A 21,285-nucleotide genomic window follows, 5' to 3' on the forward strand; every position below is an offset into this window, starting at 1 on the left:
ATTTTATAATACTAACATAGCGAAAATTTAGAGTCAAACCTTTTTGGATAATAGTATATAGTAACCTTTTTTCTTGGACGGCACTTCAATATTTCCAAATAATTGCTCCATTTTAGCCATGGCGGATGGCGCACCCTGCTTTTTTTGAATGACCACCCATAATTCTCCCCCAACTGCTAGGCTGCGATAGCCTTCTTCCAAAATATCGTGGACTACACTTTTACCAGCGCGAATGGGGGGATTGGTAAGGATTGCAGCGAATTGATTGGAACCTACTTTGTCAAAACGATCGCTTTCGAAAACTTTTACATTCGCGACCCCGTTGGAAGCAGCATTTTCTTTTGACAATTCGACTGCACGACTATTAATATCAATCATTTCTATCGTTCTATTTGGGTAAGCCGCCGCGATCGATATTCCGATTGGCCCGTACCCGCAGCCTACATCAAGAATATTTCCTTCCACGGCCTCATCAAGGGTAAAGCTCTCAACTAAAAGGCGTGATCCGAAATCGACTTCCTTTTTTGCAAAAACGCCATTATCACTTTTGAAGCGAAAGGTACGTCCCTTTAATGTGAAATCCCAAAACTTAGGATTACTTACGACATCCGGTTTTTGTGAGTAGTAATGCTCTGTCAGAGTCATCTCCCCCTATCAGAAAGGAATATTGAAGATTTATTGAGAGAAGATATTTGAAGAATGGAAGCTTGCATGCCGGAATGTTCGTTGAATGCCTTATCCAAACTAGTAACGGCCATTTCCGTCATTTCTTAAAAATGAAGAGAAAAAAGCCCGCCAGTGATAGCGAGCTTTTTGTTTATGCAAGATTACTTAACTTCAACGCCAGCTCCAACTTCTTCAAGTTTAGCTTTGATTTCTTCAGCTTCTTCTTTAGAAGCAGCTTCTTTGATTGGTTTTGGAGTGTTATCAACAAGTTCTTTTGCTTCTTTAAGTCCAAGACCTGTTACTTCACGAACAGCTTTGATAACTTTGATTTTTTGATCTCCAGCAGATGTAAGGATTACATCAAACTCAGTTTTTTCTTCAGCAGCAGCGCCACCAGCAGCAGCAACAGCTACAGGTGCAGCAGCAGTTACGCCAAATTCTTCTTCGATTGCTTTTACAAGGTCGTTTAATTCTAAAACAGTCATGTTTTTAACTGCTTCAATGATTTGATCTTTAGTCATTGTTATTTCCTCCTCGAAATGGTTGGTTTTTTTGTGGTATGGCAGGCAGGTCAAGCGATTAGCTTACGCGCCTTGTTCTTCTTTTTGTTCTGCAACTGCTTTTGTAGCAAGAGCAAGTCCGCGCATAGGTGCTTGTAGCACGCTGAGTAGCATTGAAAGTAGGCCTTCGCGTGAAGGTAGTTCTGCAAGAGCTTTAATTTCTTCAGCAGTTGCAACGTTTCCTTCGATAACTCCAGCTTTGATTTCTAACGCTTCATGTTTTTTCGCAAAATCGTTAAGGATTTTTGCTGGCGCGATAACATCTTCAGTTGAGAATGCAATTGCGTTTGGTCCTGTTAATGATTCGTTCAAAGCGCTAAGCTCAGCACTTTCAGCAGCACGGCGAGTCAAAGAGTTTTTGTAAACTTTAAACTCAACGCCAGCTTCACGAAGTTGCTTACGAAGTTCTGTTACTTCAGCAACAGTCAATCCACGATAGTCAACAACTACAGTCGATTGGCTTGCAGTTAATTTCTCAGAAATCTCAGCAACGATCTTTTGCTTTTGTTCAATAATTGCGTTCATCCTTACACCTCCTGTAGATTTGCTTGAAAACATTCATACCGTTTCAAAGAAAAAGCCTTCATCTCTATTGCAGACATGAAGGCAGTAATTTCAAAGGTTATAGTCGATGACTATTCTTATCGAATTACCTCGGCAGGGAATTAAGCTCTTAAAGGAGCACCTACTGTCTACGGTACAAATGATATTCATTTATTCACAACAAAACTTATTAAAACATAATAGTTTTGGAATGTCAATTAATTATTTGAAAGTAGAAGGATCGACTTTCACGCCAGGGCCCATAGTAGTCGTTACAGAAACGTTTTTCATGTAAGTCCCTTTAGCAGCCGCAGGTTTAACTTTAAGCAATGTATCATAGATAGTAGTGAAGTTTTCCACTAGCTTAGCATCTTCGAAAGATACTTTGCCGATTGGAGCGTGGATGTTTCCAGCTTTATCTACGCGGTATTCAACTTTACCAGCTTTGATTTCATTGACAGCTTTAGTCACGTCAAAAGTTACTGTGCCAGTTTTAGGGTTAGGCATTAATCCTTTAGGTCCTAAAACGCGTCCAAGTTTACCAACTTCACCCATCATGTCTGGAGTCGCTACGATAACATCGAATTCGAACCATCCTTGTTGGATTTTGTTAATGTAGTCAGATTCGCCAACGTAGTCAGCACCAGCAGCTTCCGCTTCTTTTGCTTTTTCGCCTTTAGCGAAAACTAATACGCGTTGAGTTTTACCAGTACCATTCGGAAGAACAACCGCTCCACGAATTTGTTGGTCAGCTTTCTTAGGGTCTACGCCTAAACGGAAAGCAACTTCAACAGTCGCATCGAATTTTGCGAAGTTAGCTTTTTTAGCCACTTCAATTGCTTCAGTTACAGCATAAGCCTTAGATACTTCTACAAGCTTAGCTGCTTCAAGATACTTTTTACCTTTTTTAGCCATGATATAAATCCTCCTAAATTGTGGTTTTAACGGAATGACCTCCCACGAATAAAGGTTGCGAGTATCAATCGCAACCCCGTAGAAACAAATAGCATTTACATGGATTAGTCTTCGATGACGATACCCATGCTGCGAGCAGTACCTTCGACCATACGCATTGCAGACTCAACGTTTGCAGCGTTTAGGTCAGGCATTTTAGTTTCAGCAATCTCGCGCACTTGATCACGCTTGACTGTAGCAACTTTATTACGGTTAGGTTCTCCAGAACCAGACTCAATACCTGCCACTTTCTTAAGCAATACTGCAGCCGGTGGAGTTTTTGTAATGAATGTAAATGAACGGTCTTCAAATACCGTGATTTCAACAGGAATAATTAGACCAGCTTGATCTGCTGTACGAGCGTTGAACTCCTTACAGAATCCCATGATGTTTACACCAGCTTGACCTAATGCAGGACCGACTGGCGGTGCCGGATTCGCTTTACCAGCAGGAATTTGCAATTTAACCATTTTAATTACTTTTTTAGCCACGAGACACACCTCCTTATAAGTCCGTGATGTGGTAATAGGGGTATACCCTCCCACTCATCTTGAATTCTTTATATATTAATAAAGAATGCTTGTATCGTTGAGGCCTAAAAATTTGAAACATACTGACCTTTGAAATTTTACCACTTTCAAATGGCAATTTCAAGTTTTTTTCCGTTTATAATTTTTCCACTTGATTAAAATCAAGTTCAACCGGTGTATCGCGGCCAAACATATTGACTAGCACCCTTACTTTACCTTTATCTTTATCAAGTTCTTCTATCGGTCCTGCAAAGGTTGCAAATGGTCCTTCTTTAACTTGAACTGTATCGCCGAGTTCAAAATCAACTTCGATCTTGCTTTCATCGACGCCCATTCGTTTAAGTACGACTTCGATTTCTTCGGGAAGTAACGCAGTCGGCTTGGAGCCGGCCCCCGCTGAACCTACAAAGCCAGTTACTCCAGGTGTATTCCGGACTACATACCAGGAGTCATCCGTCATGATGATCTCCACCAGTACATATCCAGGGAATACTTTCTTTTTGGTCACTTTCTTTTTGCCATCTTTCATTTCCGTTTCTTCTTCTTCAGGAACGACAACCCGGAAGATCTTATCTTCCATCCCCATCGTTTCTACACGTTTTTCCAAGTTAGCTTTAACCTTGTTTTCATAACCTGAATAAGTGTGAACTACATACCAATTCTTTTCCATGTGTTAGGACTTTAACGTCCTTCCCTCCCTGCAATCCATCATTTTCTTTATTGAGCTTTATCTTTGAACGTTTTAGCCAAAAACCAGTTCCGGCGTCATCCCGACTTAACAAGAATATTTTTGTGATGTTCCATGGTGCAGCAGTGCACGATTTGAATATAAAAAAGACAAATTAAAAAACCCGTTTCCGGGCTTTTCTGCTGACACATATTATTCTATCACTATTATACCTTATTTTCGAATCTCTTATTCAATAACTAAGCGAATTAATTCGGAAATGCCCAAATCGACCACAGTAAAGAATAAAGCCATAAATATTACAGTCGTGACCACCACGATTGTATATTTGGTAAGCTCCTTGCGTTTTGGCCAGCTTACTTTTTGCATTTCGCGAATGACACCGCTGAAAAATTCGGTAAAACGTTTCATGAATGTATCCTCCAAGCATTAGACAGCTTGCTTCTGTCAATCTATTTATAAAACAATTATTTCGTTTCTTTATGAATTGTATGTGCATTGCATGTCCTGCAAAATTTCTTGATTTCAAGGCGTTCGCCGCTTGTCGATTGTTTACTTTCATAGCTGTAATTTCTTGAACCGCAATCCATGCAGGCAAGAACGATTTTTTTTGGCATTAGATACACCTTTCCTATCTACCATATCCATAAAACCTTATCATGGCTGTCTTTTATTGTCAATATCAAACCGGGATTGAACAGATATGGTTATCGTTAGGATGAACCTTTATACCAGTTATCCAAATAGAACTTAGTGAATAATAAATTTCCTAGTGGAGAAGGGACAGATGAAATTAAGCGGAAAAAGCGGAGGGATTATAAACTGATTTCCCTTACTTCCAAATAGCGCTCGAGCTTTCTTTTCACCCGTTGAAGGGCGTTGTCGATTGACTTAACATGCCTGTTCAATTCTTCGGAAATTTCTTGGTAGGTTTGTCCATCCAGGTAAAGAGCCAATACTTTTCTCTCAAGATCGCTCAGGAGCTCGGCCATCTTCAATTCGATATCGTCAAACTCTTCTTGGTTGATGATCAGTTCTTCCGGGTCCAGTACTTTCGTACCCGAGATGATATCCATAAGAGTTCGGTCCGATTCCTCATCGTAAATGGGCTTGTCCAGGGAAACATAGGAATTGAGCGGAATATGTTTTTGACGTGTTGCTGTTTTAATGGCTGTAATGATTTGCCTCGTAATGCATAGTTCTGCAAATGCTTTAAAAGAGGATAACTTATCTCCTTTAAAATCACGGACGGCCTTATAAAGTCCAATCATACCTTCTTGCACGATGTCTTCCTTGTCGGCACCAATCAAGAAATAAGTCCTTGCCTTTGCTCTTACGAAATTACGATATTTTTGGATCAAATAATCCAGCGCTTCACTGTCACCGGTGTGAACCAACCCTATCAATTCATCATCATCAAACTGCAGATATTTTTCGTTCAGCTTCATTCCGAATTTGAGACCCACATTATATCCCCCTGACCTGACTCAGATAGAAATATTATACAGCAGGTAAAATTTACCCGTCAATGGTTCAAATCTTCCCGCGGCGCCATTTTTCGAAAATTTCTGCCACTTCTTCACTTAAAGGAATTTTGCCAGACGGTTTGATCGTAGTTGTTTTTCTGACATCTTTCTTGATTTCCCCTTGGATTTCTTCCATTTCGATGAGCAGTTCACGAGCTGATTTCCTTAGAGCCCCTTGGCCAAAGATCACCCATTGCTCGGTGAAGTCAGAGGTGGCCACTTGAATTTGCGTTTTGACATTATTCAGCTCAATGGCCAGCTTTTCTATTCTCTCATCAGCCGTTTCATTTTCTTTTGTAAAAATTACGTCCACCTTATGATTTTTGAAAATACGGGCAATTCCCTGAACATATTGGGCATCGAATACGACAATTACGCGGAATCCGGTAAATGCTTGGTACTCGGCCATCATTTCAATCAATTTATCTCTTGCGGCAGCAAGATCCCGTTCTTTTAATTCTCTCAGTACCGGCCAGGCTCCTATAATGTTATAACCGTCCACCAACAGAATATCCATCCGATTATTGTCCTAAAGGGTTTCTTTTGCGATAGACCTCATACATCAATAACCCGGCTGCCACAGATGCATTTAACGAGGTTACTTTTCCTGCCATAGGCAAACGGATGAGGAAATCACATTTTTCTTTCATTAACCGGGCCATCCCTTTTCCTTCGCTTCCGATAACGAGACCGATCGGCATCTTTCCATCCATGTTACGGTAGTCATCACTGCCTTTCGCGTCCGTACCGACAATCCATACTCCGCGCTCTTTCAACTCTTCCACCGCTCTTGATAAATTGGTGACGCGTGCCACCGGTATATACTCAATCGCACCTGTTGAAGCCTTGGCCACCGTCGCCGTTAAGCCTACCGCCCTTCTTTTAGGAATGATGATTCCATGGGCACCAACTGCATCAGCCGTTCTCATGATCGAGCCTAAGTTATGGGGATCTTCAATTTCATCAAGGATCATGAAAAAAGGTGCTTCGTCCCGTTCTGCCGCTTTTGCGAATAAGTCATCCAATTCCACATATTCATATGCCGCAACTTGGGCGACAACACCTTGATGGATGCCTTCAACCATTTGGTCAATCTTTTTCTTCGGGACGATTTGCATAAATACTTTCTTTTCCTTTGCCAGTCCGATGAGCGGCTGCATGGAGCCTTTTTGCGACCCCTCCGCTATCCAAATCTTATTAATATCCCGTTCGGAGCGAAGAGCTTCCAAAACGGGGTTCCTTCCAATGATATATTCTTCACTCATGGGTTACGCCCCTTTTCTTCTTCAATGTATTCAATCGCTTTTTTTATGAGTTCTTCCATTCTTTCTATTCGGCCTGATAGATACAAATAGCCCATCAGTGCCTCGAAGGCTGTACTGTAGCGATACGTTTGCACATCCGTATTTTTTGGGACAGTACCTGATTTCGCATTACGGCCCCGCCGAACGACAGCAGTTTCCTCTTCCGATAACCAATTTGACTCCAAGAAATGATGGATGATTTTGTTTTGAGCTTTAGCCGCTACGAATGATGTAGCTTTCTTATGCAGCAAATTGGGCTTGACCGCTCCGTTTTGAATGAGGTGGTGCCGGATATACGTCTCGTATACGGCATCACCTATATAAGCTAAAGCAAGGCTGTTCAGCATTTTTGCATCTATTTTACTATCGTAATGAAGCATTATTCCTTACCCTCTTTTCCATCTTGTACCTTGAGGGGTATCCTCTAATATGATATTCATGCTTTTCAAGCGATCACGAATTTCATCGGATAACCCAAAATCGCGGTCTTTACGCGCTTGAATTCTTTGTTGGATCAAGCCTTCGATCTCTTCATCCAACAGCCCATCCTCTTCCAGGGAGAGACCCAGGACAGAAAATAAGGTATTGAATTTTTCAAGGAAAGCATCGATGACATCCTTATGTGTATTTTTCTCCATCAAGTAATAATTTGCTTGTTTCGAGAGTTCAAAAAGGATGGAAATGGCATTGGCTGTATTGAAGTCATCGTCCATTTCAACAATGAATTGATCCTGCAGCCCATTAACCTTTGCCAGCCAGGCCTCATTGTTTTCAGTCAATCCGTCGCTTGATTGGAGGCGGTGCTTTAAGTTTTGGTAAGATGTCTTCAGCCGATCCAGGGCCGCCTTGACATTTTCAAGCACTTCTTCGCTATAGTTGATGGGATGGCGATAATGAACCGACAACATGAAGAACCGCAACACTTGTGGATCGTGATTCCTGATGATGTCATGAACAAGGACGAAATTCCCTAATGATTTGGACATTTTTTCATTATCAATATTTATATACCCATTATGCATCCAATAATTCGCAAAGGTCTTTCCTGTCAATGCTTCGGATTGTGCAATTTCATTTTCGTGATGCGGGAAGGCAAGGTCTTGACCGCCTGCATGGATGTCGATTGTATCGCCTAAATACTTCTTGACCATTGCCGAGCATTCGATGTGCCATCCGGGACGGCCATTCCCCCACGGACTCTCCCATGAAATCTCACCATCCTTAGCGGCCTTCCACAGGGCGAAATCAAGGGCATCTTGTTTTTTCTCGCCAATTTCGATACGCGCCCCCACTCTTAACTCATCGATCGACTGGTGTGATAGTTTTCCATAGCCGTCGAATTTACGGGTCCGGAAATAAACGTCCCCCTCGGATTCATAAGCGAACCCTTTTTCAATAAGTGTCGAGATGAACGCAATGATGGCATCCATGTTTTCGGTTACGGTAGGGTGGACATCCGCTTTTTTGCACCCGAGTGCAGATACATCTTCGAAATACGCCTCGATGAAGCGCTTTGATATCGTCGGGACATCTTCCCCCAATTCTTTTGCGGCACGGATCAATTTATCGTCCACATCCGTAAAATTGGAAACAAAATGTACGTCATATCCACGGTAATCCAAATACCTGCGAACGGTATCAAATACAATTGCCGGTCTGGCATTACCGATATGGATGTAATTATAGACAGTTGGACCACATACGTACATCTTCACCTTGCCCTCTTCCATCGGAATGAAGGTCTCTTTTTTCCTGGTAGCCGTGTTATAAATTTTAATCGTCATATTATAAACTCCTTTCTTCCTGCTTCTGCTCAGCCAATTTCGCTTTCAGGAACCTGATTTCACTATCCATTTCTTTAAAGCGGTCGGCGATCGGATCCGGAAGATCACAATGATTCAGGTCTTTTTTAATTTTAATGCCATCTTGAATGACCACTTTGCCTGGAATGCCAACAACGGTTGAATTAGGCGGGACTTCCTTTAAAACGACAGATCCGGCACCAATCTTCGAATTCTCCCCGATAGTGATCGAACCCAGTACCTTAGCACCTGTTGCAATTAACACATTATCCTTTATCGTCGGATGGCGTTTCCCCTTTTCCTTTCCTGTCCCTCCAAGCGTTACACCTTGAAAGACAGAAACATTATCACCGATCTCGCACGTTTCGCCGATGACGATCCCCATTCCATGGTCGATGAAGAAGCGGCGGCCGATGGTGGCTCCAGGATGGATTTCAACCCCGGTAAAAAAGCGGCTGATTTGGGATATACTTCTCGCCAGGAAAAAAAACTTCTTCTTAAACAGCGCATGTGCCATCCTATGGCTCCAGATTGCATGTAAACCCGCATAAGTCAGAATGACCTCCAAATAGCTGCGCGCAGCAGGGTCTTGATCAAAAACCACTTCGATATCCTCTTTAAACATCTTGAACAAAATGATCCCCCCCTATGTTCCGTACCTCTCCTACATCCCCTATTTTGCTTTCTTTGCATATAAAAAAGCGTCTCTGTCGAAATAGACAGAGACGCTTCAAGCGCGGTTCCACTCTGTTTGGCATGTACGAAACAGGTTAATCATGTCCCTGTCTTTCCATCCCCAACTTAAATCCCTGTAACGGAGGACATTCCGCCTGTGCCTACTATAAGTTAGTTCAGCAAAGGACTCAGGGGTGCATTTCGGAAAACGAGAGGCTTAAACCACTTTCAGCAGGTTATGGTTCTCTCTAAAAAGCATCGTTTCCTTACTTCTCCCCATCTACGCGTTCTTTTGTAAGATTATTAAATACTATATTACATTTTTGACTAATTGTTAATATAAAATACTCTGTAGCCTCTGTTTAATTTTTTCCTTGCCCAATAACGATATCGCCTTAGGCAGATCCGGACCATGTGTTTGACCGGTAACGGCGGCCCGAATCGGCATGAATAATTTTTTTCCTTTGTGGCCCGTGCCTTTTTGGACCGCTTTAATCGCCTTCTTGATTTCATCGGCATTAAACTCTTCCAGACCCTCGATCTCCTGAAGGAAAGCCTTCATGACCTCCGGCACCTGATCCTCAGCAAGCACTTCCTTCGCTTCCGCTTCGAACTCGACCTCATCTTTGAAAAACAGTTCGGATAGCTCCACGATTTCCGCTCCATAGCTCATCTGCTCTTGATAAAGGGATACAAGGCCATGTACCCATTCCTTCTCATCGGCCGTCATTGTTCCGGAAACCTTTCCCGCTTTGATCAAGTGGGGCAATGACAGGTCAACTGCCGAATCAACATCAAGTTGCTTCACATATTGGTTATTCATCCACGTGAGCTTTTGCTTATCGAAAAGTGCAGGTGATTTGGACAATCGCTCTGCATCGAAAACATTAATGAATTCTTCCTTCGTGAAGATCTCTTCCTCGCCGACCGGTGACCAGCCAAGTAGTGTGATGAAATTGAACAACGCCTCCGGTAAATAACCAAGTTCTTCATATTGCTCAATGAATTGGATGATCGATTCATCCCGTTTACTTAGTTTCTTCCTGCTTTCATTCACGATCAATGTCATATGGCCGAAGATCGGCGGTTCCCAGCCAAATGCATCATAGATCATCATTTGCTTTGGCGTGTTGGAAATATGATCGTCGCCGCGAAGCACATGGGATATCTTCATCAAGTGATCATCGACAGCCACCGCAAAGTTATACGTGGGGATGCCATCCTTTTTAACGATGACAAAATCTCCAAAACCATCCGTTTCAAACGAAACGTCATCCTTGACCATATCATTGAAGGTAAGGACCTCACCTGCAGGAACGGCAAAACGGATGCTCGGCTTTCTTCCTTCAGCCACCAATTTCGCTTGCTCCTCCTCGGTTAAATGCTTGCACTTTCCTGAATACTTTGGTGTTTCATTGCGCTCGACCTGCCCTTCGCGCTCTGCTTCGAGCTCCGCTTCCGTACAATAGCATTTATAAGCCAAGCCCTTATCCAAAAGCTCCTGATACAGCTCCTGATAGAGGTCATTCCTTTCAGACTGACGATATGGCCCATATTCGCCGCCGACATCCACACCCTCATCCCATTCGATGCCAAGCCATTTTAAATATTTAAGCTGGCTTTCCTCGCCGCCTTCAATATTTCTCTTTTGATCGGTATCTTCAATCCGGATGATGAATTTCCCGCCTTTGTTCCGTGCGTATAAATAATTGAATAAAGCCGTCCGTGCATTCCCTATATGTAAATGTCCAGTCGGACTCGGTGCATAGCGAACTCGAATATCGCTGCTCATGATATAAATAGACCTCCCAGTCGTTCTTTTCTATTGTACATTTTAGCATTTATGGACGTTTGGATAAAGGCATCCACGCTAAAAATGAATTCAATTCGATTTAACCAATAGGACAACAGCCTGTGCTGCAATTCCTTCGCTTCTGCCCGTAAATCCAAGTTTCTCTGTAGTGGTCGCCTTTACATTGATCCTATCGACCGAGGTATCGAGAAGCTCCGCGATCCTGGCCCTTATATCCTCAATGTGCGGTGCCATTTTGGGGCTTTGAGCGATGATTGTACAGTCGGCATTGCCTAGTGAATATCCTTCATTTTTTACGATTGCCCATACGTGGCGGAGCAGCTTTGCCGAATCGGCATCTTTAAATTCCGGATCGGTATCCGGGAAATGCTTACCGATATCCCCTGCTCCAATTGCCCCTAAGCAGGCATCGGCAACGGTATGCAAAAGAACATCCGCATCCGAATGGCCTAACAGCCCCTTCTCATGCGGAATCGTAATGCCGCCGATGATCAGTGGCCTCCCTTCAACAAGCTGATGAACGTCATATCCTTGTCCAATACGAAACATATCAATATCCCCAATCATTTTCTTTTTTGTTTATGTAAAATCGCTTCTGCAAAATAAAGGTCTTCCTGAGTCGTAATCTTAATATTATCATAATTGCCCTCAATAATAACCACCTGTTCATCGATCCATTCCAGCAAACTTGCGTCGTCCGTCCCTAAAAAGGCTTCTGCCTCCGCCTGTTCATGTGCCCGCTTCAAGGTGGATATACGAAAAGCTTGTGGAGTTTGTACCGCCCACAAGCTTGATCGTTCCACCGTTTCCAAAATTCTATTATCCATCGCCTTTTTAATCGTATCCTTGACCGGGACGGCAATGACTGCTCCGCCATGAAGGGAAGCGGCTTCACACAATTCACTGATCTGTCCTCGTTCGATAAAGGGGCGGGCTCCGTCGTGTACAAGGACAATTTCTGCATCTGCATGCTGCAGCCCATTGTATACGCTTTGTTGACGCTCCCCGCCGCCATTGACAAGCTCCTTAACCTTGTTGATCCCATACGCGGCCATCAACTGGTTGAAATAATCCCTTTCAGCCAGGTTTATCGGAAGGATGATTTTCCGGCAGTCCGGATCTTCTTCAAAGACACGAAGCGTATGAACAATAATCGGGATGCCCGATAGTTCAATAAACAACTTATTCATGCCCGCCTTCATTCTTTTTCCTTGTCCTGCTGCAGGTATCACTACATCATAAAACATAAAGGTTTCTCCTACTCTTCTTTATAATGCTTTTTCTAATAGCTTCGGTTTGGCGAATATCATCCGGCCTGCAGATGTTTGCAGCACACTTGTGACAAGGACATCAATGCGTTTTCCGATATGATCGCGCCCTCCCTCGACCACGATCATCGTCCCATCGTCCAAATAGGCAATGCCTTGGTTCTGCTCTTTCCCATCCTTTATGACTTGAACATTCATCTCTTCACCCGGAAGGACGACAGGCTTGACAGCGTTGGCAAGGTCATTGATGTTAAGGACCGCCACATTTTGAAACTCGCATACTTTATTTAAATTGAAATCGTTTGTAACGACCATTCCACCTGATATTTTGGCAAGTTTGACAAGCTTGCTGTCCACTTCCTGTATGTCTTCAAAATCACCCTCGTACATTTCCACTTTGATCGGAAGGTCTTTCTGAATCCTGTTCAGGATATCCAGCCCCCGTCTGCCGCGATTCCTTTTCAAGGCATCTGATGAATCAGCGATATGCTGCAGCTCATTCAATACGAATTGAGGGATGACGATCGTGCCTTCCAGAAAGCCTGTCTGACAGATATCCGCAATCCTGCCGTCAATGATGACGCTTGTATCGAGAATCTTCAGCCGCTTGCTGTACCCTTCCTCATCCTCACTTGCTTCACCATCTGCATTCTTCTTCTTATTATTTTTCGTAAATAAATTCAATAGCTCATCGCGTTTTTTAAAACCGACCTGGAAACCGAGATAACCAAACAAAAGCGTAAGGATGATCGGAACGACCGTATTTAAAATGGGAACACCGATGGCACTGAAGGCATAGCCGACCAAGAACGCCGCAAGCAGACCTACCAAAAGTCCGACACTGCCAAAAATGATGTCCGTAATCGGTATCTTAACGAGCTGCTCCTCCAGCCACTTCATAAAATAGATCACATGATCTACTGCCCAAAAAGTAATAAGATAAAAGATAATGGCACCCAACAGTACACTTACATAAGGATTGTTTATTAAAGCAATATCATCTGCATGTAAAACAACTAATAATTCAGGAATGAGTATCATACCAAGCGTTCCGCCAACTATTAAGAAGCATGCTTGTATAATGCGTTTTAACATCCCTTTCACCTCCCTCTACTCATTATTGACCAATAAAATAAAATGAAACCTTCGAAAATTCGTTTTCGAAATTCACTTATCGATTCAGTGGATTTACATATATGACTCTTCTTTTTTCGTAATATTAGCCTAGCACCCTGGGTTTTGAGTGTCAAAAATAAGCGCCAACCAATTTCAAGCTGATGCCGGGAGATTTTTTTATGCTGTGCCTTACATCCTTCTATTTGTAACCAGCTGGTTCTTCAAAATGCGAAGACCTTCTTTAATTTTATTGGCTCGGACTTCCCCAATGCCTTCCACATCATCCAGGTCTTCAACCGACGCTTTGTTGACTTCGCTAAAGCTTTCGAATTGATTCACTAAATTTTCGATGATCAATACCGGCAAGCGCGGGATTTTATGGAGGATTCGATAGCCACGGGGATGCACGGCCTCATCAAGGTGGATATATCCATGATAGCCCAGAACTTTAAGGAGGATGCTTTCATCCAGCTTCTCCTGCATTGCCAGTTCTTGAAGCCGAAATATAATTTCCTCGGGCTTTTCGTCATTTCGCGAGGTGTAATCCTTGATGAGCCATTTTCCCTCCGTTTCTATATCTGCCAGTATTTCATTCATTTGCAGACGGATCAGCCTTCCTTCCGTGCCAAGCTCATTAAGGTAGGTAAGCAGCTCGGCCTTGATCCTGAGTACCATTACATAGCGGTGAAACACCTGTAAAAGATCGGCATAAGTCACGATTTCCTCAAACTCGAGCGCTCCCAATACCGAAATGCTCTGCTGGAGGACCACCTTGTATTTTTCCAAGGTTTGAATGGCTAGATTGGCCTTGGCAAGGATGACTCCTATATCTTTGAGGGCATACCGGAAATTCCCCTGATATAACGTGATGACATTGCGCCGTTGCGAGATGGCGATGACCAATGACTTGGTTTCCCTTGCGACGCGTTCCGCCGTCCGGTGCCGCATTCCCGTTTCAGTCGATGGTGTACTATTATCCGGCACCAATTGGGCATTGGCAAAAATGATCGTATCGGCTTTCTCATTTAAAATGATGGCCCCGTCCATCTTGGCCAGCTCATACAATGTACTCGGCGTACAGGAGCAGTTGATTTGAAAGCCGCCATCAACGATCATCCGCACCTTCTCATTATATCCCACGACGATCAAGCCGCCCGTGTTTGCCCTAAGCACATTTTCGATGCCCTCCCGAAGCGGGGTGCCAGGAGCCACGATTTGCAGAATTTCCAGCTTTGTTTTTTCATACCCTTTTTTATCTGTCATGCTTAACCCCCTAACGAATGTTGAAGAGCCTCCGAAACAGATGAAACCCCGACAATCTTGATGCCTTTTGGCGCAGTCCATCCACCGATATTATTAGCGGGAATTATCACCCGGTTAAATCCTAGTTTTGCCGCTTCCTGAACTCTTTGTTCTATACGCGAAACCCTTCTCACTTCACCTGTGAGCCCCACCTCCCCAATGATGCAATCGGTTGGATTGGTTGGTTTATCACGGAAGCTCGAAGCGATGCTGATCGCGACAGCTAGATCGATTGCCGGCTCATCGAGCTTGACGCCGCCAGCCACCTTTAAATACGCATCCTGGTTTTGCAGCAGCAAGCCCACCCTTTTTTCCAGAACAGCCATGAGCAGCGAAACACGATTATGATCGATTCCTGTTGCCATCCTCCTTGGATTCCCAAAGCTAGTAGGCGAAATCAATGCTTGAATTTCAACGAGCACCGGCCTCGTTCCTTCCATCGATGCAACGACGGTGGAACCTGACGCTCCCTGCGACCTTTCTTCAAGGAATATTTCCGAGGGATTGGCCACTTCTTCCAAGCCATGTTCCTTCATTTCAAAAATGCCCATCTCATTCGTCGAACCAAAGCGGTTTTTGACCGCACGGATGATTCGGTATGTATGGTGCCTCTCGCCTTCAAAATATAATACGGTGTCTACCATATGCTCAAGCAGGCGCGGGCCGGCAATCGCCCCTTCCTTCGTTACGTGCCCGACAATAAAAATCGCCACCCCATTCGTCTTAGCGATGCGCATCAATGAGGCTGTGCATTCTCGCACTTGTGATACACTTCCTGGTGCAGATGTAACCTCAGAATGGTACACCGTTTGAATGGAATCGATAATGACCAAATCCGGTTTCACTTCTGTAATCGCCTGCTGGATATAGTCCATATCCGTTTCCGCATAGACATAAAGGTTTTCAGACATGGTGCCAAGCCGATCCGCTCTCAATTTGGTCTGCTTGACTGATTCTTCACCAGATATATACAGCACTTTTTTCTGCTTATGTGCCAATTGGGAGGATACTTGCAGGAGCAGTGTGGATTTCCCAATACCCGGATCGCCACCAATTAAAACTAGGGAACCCTGGACGATCCCGCCGCCAAGGGCACGATTCAATTCCATTAAATCCGTCTTGATACGTGGTTCCTTTTCAGACTGAATGGTCGTTATCGGTGCAGCCTTTTCGCGTTCTCCCGATGTTCTGACCTCCGAGTGGGTAAAAGCGCCTTTCCTCGCAGGTTTCACGATTTCCGTTTCCTCGACCATCTTGTTCCACTCACCGCAGCCTGGGCATTTTCCCATCCATTTAGCAGATTCATATCCGCAGGACTGACACATGAACTTGGTTTTCTTCTTTACTGCCATAATAACTCCTCTTCCTTTTTGAAAAATGCCTATAGTAAGGATATTATATCTTTGTTTTATTTAATCCTTCTTAACATTAAGTTTTTTAAAAAAGCAACCTATATTCCCTGTTCTTTTATGCTCATTTCTACCTAGGGATAAAAAACAGAGGTACACGGCAAATATGTCTGCGTGTACCTCGGGGTTAGGAATTCTGGTTATTCACTTACATTGACAGGCTCTCCCTGGCGGATGGCAAATTCATTATTCACAACATCCATCACGATCGTTTGCCCTTTTTTCACATTGCCTTTAAGCAGCTCTTCGGAAAGGTAATCTTCTACATGCTTTTGAAGCGCCCTGCGGATTGGTCTTGCCCCATATTCTGGATCGAAGCCTTCCGTAGCGATCTTTTCCCTGGCCGCGTCCGTCAGCTCCAAGTAGATTTCCTGCTCTTTCAAGCGATTTGTCAGTTGATTGGACATTAAGGTCACGATCTGTTTTAAATGGTCCTTTTCCAGTGAGTGGAACACGATGGTTTCATCGATACGATTCAGGAATTCAGGACGGAATGCACGTTTAAGTTCCTCCATCACTTTCCCTTTCATATTCTTGTAATCCTGTCCGGTATCCTGGATATTGAACCCGACATACTTATCAATTTTTAATGCAGATGCACCGACATTCGAAGTCATGATCAAAATCGTATTCCTGAAATCGACAGTGCGTCCCTTCGAATCCGTCAGCCTCCCGTCTTCCAATACTTGCAGGAGGATATTGAAAACATCTGGATGCGCCTTCTCTATTTCATCAAGCAGAACGACGGAGTAAGGCTTCCTCCGGACTTTTTCAGTTAATTGTCCGCCCTCTTCGTATCCGACATACCCTGGAGGCGATCCAACCAAGCGTGAAGTCGAATGTTTCTCCATATACTCGGACATATCAATGCGGATCATGGCATCTTCATCCCCGAAGATGGATTCAGCCAAAGCACGGGCGAGTTCGGTTTTACCGACCCCTGTAGGCCCTAGGAAGATGAATGAACCAATTGGACGTTTAGGGTCCTTCAAGCCTGCTCTTGCACGACGTACCGCTTTAGAAACGGCAAGGACTGCCTCCTCTTGCCCTATTACACGATCGTGGAGGATCGATTCCATATTAAGCAGTTTATCGGACTCCGTTTGGGCCAGTTTCGTAACAGGAACACCGGTCCAGCTGGATACGACGTGTGCAATATCATCGACCGTCACTTCACTGTTCTCTTGCCCTTGTTTTTCCTTCCAAGTCTTTTTCGTTTCTTCCAATTGTTCTCTTAAGCGCTGTTCCGTATCGCGAAGCGAAGCAGCCTTTTCGAATTCCTGGCTCTGAACGGAAGCATCCTTCTCCTTCCGGACATCATCCAGCTTGACTTCAAGTTCCTTTAAGTTTGGCGGCGTTGTATATGAGCGTAACCGGACCTTTGACCCTGCTTCATCAATCAGGTCAATCGCTTTATCCGGTAAAAAGCGATCGGAAATGTAACGATCGGATAACTTGACTGCTGCATCAATCGCCTCATCTGTGATCGATACGCGGTGATGTGCTTCATAACGGTCACGCAGCCCCTTTAGGATCTGGATGGATTCTTCCGTCGTCGGTTCATCTACTTGGATCGGCTGGAAACGGCGTTCAAGCGCTGCATCCTTTTCGATATACTTACGGTACTCATCCAAAGTTGTCGCCCCGATACATTGCAATTCACCGCGGGCCAAGGATGGTTTAAGGATATTCGAAGCATCGATGGCACCCTCTGCCCCGCCGGCACCTATCAATGTATGCAATTCATCGATAAATAGGATGATATTTCCAGCCTGGCGGATTTCATCCATTACCTTCTTCAATCTGTCTTCGAATTCACCGCGGTATTTCGTCCCTGCGACAACAGTACCCATATCGAGGGTCATCACGCGCTTATCACGCAGGATTTCAGGTACTTCATTATTGATGATCTGTTGGGCAAGACCTTCAGCGATGGCCGTTTTACCCACTCCAGGTTCACCAATCAAAACCGGGTTGTTTTTTGTACGGCGACTCAATACTTCAATGACACGCTGAATTTCCTTGCTTCTGCCGATTACGGGATCCAGGCTTCCTTCCCGTGCAATAGCCGTTAAATCACGTGCAAGGCCATCCAGTGTCGGAGTGCTTGCATTGGAAGCTGCTGAGCCTTGATGGCCGCCTGATTCATTACTGCCCAAAAGCTGCAGTACTTGTTGACGTGCCTTGTTCAAGCTCACTCCGAGATTATTCAGCACCCGTGCTGCCACGCCTTCTCCTTCCCTTATCAGACCAAGCAGTACATGCTCAGTGCCAACATATGAATGACCTAATTTTCTAGCTTCATCCATGGAAAGCTCAATGACCTTCTTGGCTCTTGGGGTATAATGAATCGTTTGGGCAGTATCCTGTCCGCGTCCTATTAAATTTTCCACTTCTTTTTGGATTTTTTCAGGTCCCAAACCAAGTGCATATAACGCTTTGGCTGCAATGCCGTCGCCTTCTCGCACCAAGCCAAGCAAGATATGTTCCGTGCCAATATTATTATGACCTAAACGAATTGCTTCTTCTTGCGCCAATGCTAATACTTTCTGGGCTCTTTCAGTAAAACGACCAAACATCATAGGGAATTCCTCCTTAAGAATTTTTCGTTTTGTTTTGAATAAAATTGCTGACGATCCTCTAAGTAAAGGCAGGGGACTTCTTTCCCTTACATCTATTACAGGAATATAGGTACTCGCTCCAAGGTCAAGGACCTCAAGAGGAGGAAGATTCCGTGAAATTCAAGCGTTCTCGAATGAGTGCGGCCCTGCGGATATCCCTTTCATGGGATTTTAAGGGCCCGCCTGCGTACTTTTGTAAAAACCCCGGCTGTGTCAAAATCATCAACTCGTTTAAAATGCTTTTGGAGATATTTTTTATATACCCCAAATCTATGCCCAGCCTCACATCGGAGATACAGGTAGCGGCTTCCTTCGTTTCAATGATGCGAGCATTGGATAGTATTCCGTATGAACGAAAAATCCGATCCTCTAATTGTATGTGAGACGTCCTCACTAATGCATCCCTTGCTGACCGTTCCTGGGCAATGATTTGCTGGACAACACTTGTTAGATCTTCAACGATATCCCTTTCGGATTTACCAAGGGTAATTTGATTGGAGATTTGAAAGATATTCCCCAATGCCTGGCTGCCCTCCCCATATATCCCGCGGACCACCAGACCCAATTGGTTGATCGCCGGTATGATTTGATTCATCTGCTGAGTCAGTACAAGACCCGGCAGATGCATCATGACCGAAGCCCTTAACCCTGTACCCACATTGGTTGGGCAACTGGTTAGGTAGCCCCTTTCTTCATCATATGCATAGTCTATGGATTCTTCAATCCAATCGTCAAGAAGATTTGCAATCTTTAAGGTTTCCTTCAGCTGTAGGCCCGACATCAAGCACTGGATGCGAAGATGATCCTCTTCGTTAATCATGATGCTTATTTCTTCGTTTTCCGAAAGAAGACAAGCACTTTTGGCTGGTACTTCCACTAAATTGGGGCTTATTAAATGTTTTTCGACCAGTACGCGCTTTTCCAGAGGCTGTAATTGATCAATTTCCAGTAGCTCCAATTTGCCGATTTCGGGAGTGACTTCCTCTTCCATTCTTTTTTTCACCAATTCAATGATTTCGTTAGCTTCTTCGTTAGTAAAAGAAGTTGGAAAGGTGAAATCCTTGAAATTACGGGCCAGGCGAATCCTGGAGCTCAGGACAATATCGATTTCGGGACCTTCTGCACTCATCCAGGAACTCAAGGCGTTTTCTACAAACTTTTCTAGGCTCATGACTCCTCGCCTCCCTCTTGTGCATCATACCTTTTTTCGAGGGAGCGGATTTTATCCCTGACCTCTGCCGCTTTTTCAAACTCCTCCTCATCAATGAGACCCTTTAATACGTCTTTCAAATCGAGGATTTGCTTTCGGAGAAATATGGTGCCCCCAACCCTTTTTGGAATTTTGCCTATATGTGCTGTATTACCGCTGTGCACCCTCTTTAAAATCGGGTTTAATTGCTCATTGAACGTTCGGTAGCATTCCGCACAGCCGAACTTTCCGATATGGACAAATTCTTTATAGGATCGGTGACAATTCGGGCAACGCCTCTCTTCCGTTTTAGGAAATGCATTTGCCTTTGTCTGTTGAATATTCGACTCCATATTCAACAATCCTGCTAATAAATTATTTATTGAAAAACCAGGGCCCACTGCATCCACGACCATTTCACCTTTTTCCTGAGCACATTTCTCGCAAATCATGATTTCAGTCTTTTTACCATTGATGATTTTGGTGAAGTGTAGGGTAGCGGGCCTTTGATGACATTCTTGGCAAATCATCCTTCATCACCTCTGCCATTTTCATTTTCATTTATATTTTAAAGTCGTAAGCATCGCAGTTATAATTCTTGCCCTAAGCTCATCACGGTCAGGAAGGTCTATATAAATCACCGACCTATCAATCACGCTTAACATGATTTTTGCTTCCCTTTCATTGATGACTTCTTCATTCATCAACCGTGTTATTACTCCTTCGGCCATTGATTGAGTGACCCTGGGACCTATGAGTGATAATAATTGATTGATAAGCTGCACGTAATCCTGTGACTCCACTTTCATGATCCGGATATAACCGCCGCCCCCACGCTTACTCTCTACCACATAGCCTCTTTCGATCGTAAACCTGGTATTGATCACGTAATTGATTTGAGAAGGAACACACTGAAATTTATCCGCTATTTCACTTCTTTTAATCTCCAAGATATCTTTTTGACTTATTTCCAGCACTTGCTTTAAATAAGTTTCGATAACATCAGATATGTTTCTCACTAAGCCTCCTCCAATCTGACTTTGACTATATTTGACTATTATTATACAACGAAAAATGCATTTTGCAACCTAAACGCACTTTCTTTCCTTAATACCCATTTTCTCCAAATTATATGTAATTGCATACTCCGCTGGACACGAAAAATTAAATATCTTTCATGTTTACCCTAATCCTTCGCACGGAAAACCTCAATTTGCCGCCTTAATTTCGTTCCAAATAATAAATATGGCAGATTCCCTGCGAAATATTGAATCATAACGAAAAAAGATCAGCCGGAATGGCTGATCTTTTTTATATGG

Annotated in this window: 24 protein-coding genes and 2 other annotated features; all 24 genes read right to left on the reverse strand. The window is 43.8% G+C overall.

The genetic code is table 11. The annotated features are described in order from the left end of the window. Positions 1-33: 33 nt before the first annotated feature. Entirely contained in the window at positions 34-639 is a 606-nt protein-coding gene (locus QNI08_RS20260; protein ID WP_285769190.1) for a class I SAM-dependent methyltransferase, read from the reverse strand. Positions 640-827: 188 nt separating this feature from the next. Next, positions 828-1,187 carry a 50S ribosomal protein L7/L12 gene (gene rplL / locus QNI08_RS20265; protein WP_285769171.1) on the reverse strand — a complete coding sequence of 120 codons (360 nt, stop codon included), beginning with the start codon at positions 1,185-1,187 and terminating at the stop codon, positions 828-830. 63 nt (positions 1,188-1,250) lie between these two features. Further along, complete coding sequence (rplJ, locus tag QNI08_RS20270) at positions 1,251-1,751, reverse strand: 50S ribosomal protein L10 (protein WP_285769172.1); 501 nt, start codon at positions 1,749-1,751, stop codon at positions 1,251-1,253. A 39-nt stretch (positions 1,752-1,790) separates the two neighbouring features. Continuing rightward, positions 1,791-1,942: a sequence feature (ribosomal protein L10 leader region), on the reverse strand. Between the two features lie 49 nt (positions 1,943-1,991). Next, positions 1,992-2,684 (reverse strand): 50S ribosomal protein L1, encoded by a 693-nt coding sequence (rplA, locus tag QNI08_RS20275; RefSeq protein WP_076372881.1) that lies wholly within the window; start codon positions 2,682-2,684, stop codon positions 1,992-1,994. A gap of 104 nt (positions 2,685-2,788) precedes the next feature. Next, the gene (gene rplK, locus QNI08_RS20280; protein ID WP_057915206.1) at positions 2,789-3,214 is read right to left on the reverse strand and encodes a 50S ribosomal protein L11; all 426 of its coding nucleotides are present in this window, start codon (positions 3,212-3,214) and stop codon (positions 2,789-2,791) included. Positions 3,215-3,389: 175 nt separating this feature from the next. Beyond that, entirely contained in the window at positions 3,390-3,923 is a 534-nt protein-coding gene (gene nusG / locus QNI08_RS20285; RefSeq protein ID WP_285769173.1) for a transcription termination/antitermination protein NusG, read from the reverse strand. Between the two features lie 246 nt (positions 3,924-4,169). Further along, on the reverse strand, positions 4,170-4,352 hold the full coding sequence (gene secE / locus QNI08_RS20290; RefSeq protein WP_285769174.1) for a preprotein translocase subunit SecE: 183 nt from the start codon (positions 4,350-4,352) through the stop codon (positions 4,170-4,172). Positions 4,353-4,408: 56 nt separating this feature from the next. Beyond that, positions 4,409-4,558 (reverse strand): 50S ribosomal protein L33, encoded by a 150-nt coding sequence (rpmG, locus tag QNI08_RS20295; RefSeq protein ID WP_285769175.1) that lies wholly within the window; start codon positions 4,556-4,558, stop codon positions 4,409-4,411. Positions 4,559-4,756: 198 nt separating this feature from the next. Then, positions 4,757-5,389 carry an RNA polymerase sporulation sigma factor SigH gene (gene sigH / locus QNI08_RS20300; RefSeq protein WP_152983803.1) on the reverse strand — a complete coding sequence of 211 codons (633 nt, stop codon included), beginning with the start codon at positions 5,387-5,389 and terminating at the stop codon, positions 4,757-4,759. A gap of 85 nt (positions 5,390-5,474) precedes the next feature. Next, on the reverse strand, positions 5,475-5,984 hold the full coding sequence (locus tag QNI08_RS20305; RefSeq protein WP_285769176.1) for an NYN domain-containing protein: 510 nt from the start codon (positions 5,982-5,984) through the stop codon (positions 5,475-5,477). Between the two features lie 4 nt (positions 5,985-5,988). Continuing rightward, positions 5,989-6,732, reverse strand: coding sequence for a 23S rRNA (guanosine(2251)-2'-O)-methyltransferase RlmB (gene rlmB / locus QNI08_RS20310; RefSeq protein WP_285769177.1), 744 nt, complete (start codon positions 6,730-6,732; stop codon positions 5,989-5,991). Then, complete coding sequence (locus QNI08_RS20315) at positions 6,729-7,151, reverse strand: Mini-ribonuclease 3 (RefSeq protein ID WP_064462530.1); 423 nt, start codon at positions 7,149-7,151, stop codon at positions 6,729-6,731. Before QNI08_RS20315 ends, rlmB begins: the two co-directional genes overlap by 4 nt. Before the next feature lie 6 nt (positions 7,152-7,157). Further along, a complete protein-coding gene (gene cysS, locus QNI08_RS20320; protein ID WP_285769178.1) occupies positions 7,158-8,555 on the reverse strand; it encodes a cysteine--tRNA ligase in 1,398 nt (465 codons plus the stop codon). Position 8,556: 1 nt separating this feature from the next. Then, positions 8,557-9,207, reverse strand: coding sequence for a serine O-acetyltransferase (cysE, locus tag QNI08_RS20325; RefSeq protein ID WP_285769179.1), 651 nt, complete (start codon positions 9,205-9,207; stop codon positions 8,557-8,559). An 84-nt stretch (positions 9,208-9,291) separates the two neighbouring features. Next, positions 9,292-9,540, reverse strand: a binding site (T-box leader). Positions 9,541-9,582: 42 nt separating this feature from the next. Further along, a complete protein-coding gene (gene gltX, locus QNI08_RS20330; RefSeq protein ID WP_285769180.1) occupies positions 9,583-11,040 on the reverse strand; it encodes a glutamate--tRNA ligase in 1,458 nt (485 codons plus the stop codon). A gap of 90 nt (positions 11,041-11,130) precedes the next feature. Continuing rightward, a complete protein-coding gene (gene ispF / locus QNI08_RS20335; protein ID WP_285769181.1) occupies positions 11,131-11,610 on the reverse strand; it encodes a 2-C-methyl-D-erythritol 2,4-cyclodiphosphate synthase in 480 nt (159 codons plus the stop codon). Between the two features lie 14 nt (positions 11,611-11,624). After that, positions 11,625-12,308: a 2-C-methyl-D-erythritol 4-phosphate cytidylyltransferase gene (gene ispD / locus QNI08_RS20340; protein ID WP_285769182.1), complete on the reverse strand. Its 684-nt coding sequence runs from the start codon at positions 12,306-12,308 to the stop codon at positions 11,625-11,627. Positions 12,309-12,329: 21 nt separating this feature from the next. Then, entirely contained in the window at positions 12,330-13,424 is a 1,095-nt protein-coding gene (locus QNI08_RS20345) for a PIN/TRAM domain-containing protein (RefSeq protein ID WP_285769183.1), read from the reverse strand. Positions 13,425-13,634: 210 nt separating this feature from the next. Further along, positions 13,635-14,708, reverse strand: coding sequence for a DNA integrity scanning diadenylate cyclase DisA (disA, locus tag QNI08_RS20350; protein ID WP_285769184.1), 1,074 nt, complete (start codon positions 14,706-14,708; stop codon positions 13,635-13,637). Between the two features lie 2 nt (positions 14,709-14,710). Further along, positions 14,711-16,099 carry a DNA repair protein RadA gene (gene radA / locus QNI08_RS20355; protein ID WP_285769185.1) on the reverse strand — a complete coding sequence of 463 codons (1,389 nt, stop codon included), beginning with the start codon at positions 16,097-16,099 and terminating at the stop codon, positions 14,711-14,713. A 197-nt stretch (positions 16,100-16,296) separates the two neighbouring features. Then, complete coding sequence (gene clpC, locus QNI08_RS20360) at positions 16,297-18,738, reverse strand: ATP-dependent protease ATP-binding subunit ClpC (RefSeq protein ID WP_285769186.1); 2,442 nt, start codon at positions 18,736-18,738, stop codon at positions 16,297-16,299. 133 nt (positions 18,739-18,871) lie between these two features. Continuing rightward, complete coding sequence (mcsB, locus tag QNI08_RS20365; RefSeq protein ID WP_285769187.1) at positions 18,872-19,948, reverse strand: protein-arginine kinase McsB; 1,077 nt, start codon at positions 19,946-19,948, stop codon at positions 18,872-18,874. Beyond that, complete coding sequence (gene mcsA / locus QNI08_RS20370) at positions 19,945-20,496, reverse strand: protein-arginine kinase activator protein McsA (protein WP_285769188.1); 552 nt, start codon at positions 20,494-20,496, stop codon at positions 19,945-19,947. Before mcsA ends, mcsB begins: the two co-directional genes overlap by 4 nt. Positions 20,497-20,523: 27 nt before the next feature. After that, positions 20,524-20,985 (reverse strand): CtsR family transcriptional regulator, encoded by a 462-nt coding sequence (locus QNI08_RS20375; RefSeq protein WP_285769189.1) that lies wholly within the window; start codon positions 20,983-20,985, stop codon positions 20,524-20,526. Positions 20,986-21,285: the final 300 nt, after the last annotated feature.

This window comes from Peribacillus folii (assembly GCF_030271255.1).
GTDB lineage: Bacteria > Bacillota > Bacilli > Bacillales > DSM-1321 > Peribacillus.

Coding starts and splice junctions, on each gene's coding strand:
- rplL (WP_285769171.1), bottom strand. CDS start 1,187: ATGACTAAAGATCAAATCATTGAAGCAGTTAAAAACATGACTGTTTTA.
- rplJ (WP_285769172.1), bottom strand. CDS start 1,751: ATGAACGCAATTATTGAACAAAAGCAAAAGATCGTTGCTGAGATTTCT.
- rplA (WP_076372881.1), bottom strand. CDS start 2,684: ATGGCTAAAAAAGGTAAAAAGTATCTTGAAGCAGCTAAGCTTGTAGAA.
- nusG (WP_285769173.1), bottom strand. CDS start 3,923: ATGGAAAAGAATTGGTATGTAGTTCACACTTATTCAGGTTATGAAAAC.
- secE (WP_285769174.1), bottom strand. CDS start 4,352: ATGAAACGTTTTACCGAATTTTTCAGCGGTGTCATTCGCGAAATGCAA.
- rpmG (WP_285769175.1), bottom strand. CDS start 4,558: ATGCCAAAAAAAATCGTTCTTGCCTGCATGGATTGCGGTTCAAGAAAT.
- sigH (WP_152983803.1), bottom strand. CDS start 5,389: ATGAAGCTGAACGAAAAATATCTGCAGTTTGATGATGATGAATTGATA.
- QNI08_RS20305 (WP_285769176.1), bottom strand. CDS start 5,984: ATGGATATTCTGTTGGTGGACGGTTATAACATTATAGGAGCCTGGCCG.
- rlmB (WP_285769177.1), bottom strand. CDS start 6,732: ATGAGTGAAGAATATATCATTGGAAGGAACCCCGTTTTGGAAGCTCTT.
- QNI08_RS20315 (WP_064462530.1), bottom strand. CDS start 7,151: ATGCTTCATTACGATAGTAAAATAGATGCAAAAATGCTGAACAGCCTT.
- cysS (WP_285769178.1), bottom strand. CDS start 8,555: ATGACGATTAAAATTTATAACACGGCTACCAGGAAAAAAGAGACCTTC.
- gltX (WP_285769180.1), bottom strand. CDS start 11,040: ATGAGCAGCGATATTCGAGTTCGCTATGCACCGAGTCCGACTGGACAT.
- ispF (WP_285769181.1), bottom strand. CDS start 11,610: ATGTTTCGTATTGGACAAGGATATGACGTTCATCAGCTTGTTGAAGGG.
- ispD (WP_285769182.1), bottom strand. CDS start 12,308: ATGTTTTATGATGTAGTGATACCTGCAGCAGGACAAGGAAAAAGAATG.
- QNI08_RS20345 (WP_285769183.1), bottom strand. CDS start 13,424: ATGTTAAAACGCATTATACAAGCATGCTTCTTAATAGTTGGCGGAACG.
- disA (WP_285769184.1), bottom strand. CDS start 14,708: ATGACAGATAAAAAAGGGTATGAAAAAACAAAGCTGGAAATTCTGCAA.
- radA (WP_285769185.1), bottom strand. CDS start 16,099: ATGGCAGTAAAGAAGAAAACCAAGTTCATGTGTCAGTCCTGCGGATAT.
- clpC (WP_285769186.1), bottom strand. CDS start 18,738: ATGATGTTTGGTCGTTTTACTGAAAGAGCCCAGAAAGTATTAGCATTG.
- mcsB (WP_285769187.1), bottom strand. CDS start 19,948: ATGAGCCTAGAAAAGTTTGTAGAAAACGCCTTGAGTTCCTGGATGAGT.
- mcsA (WP_285769188.1), bottom strand. CDS start 20,496: ATGATTTGCCAAGAATGTCATCAAAGGCCCGCTACCCTACACTTCACC.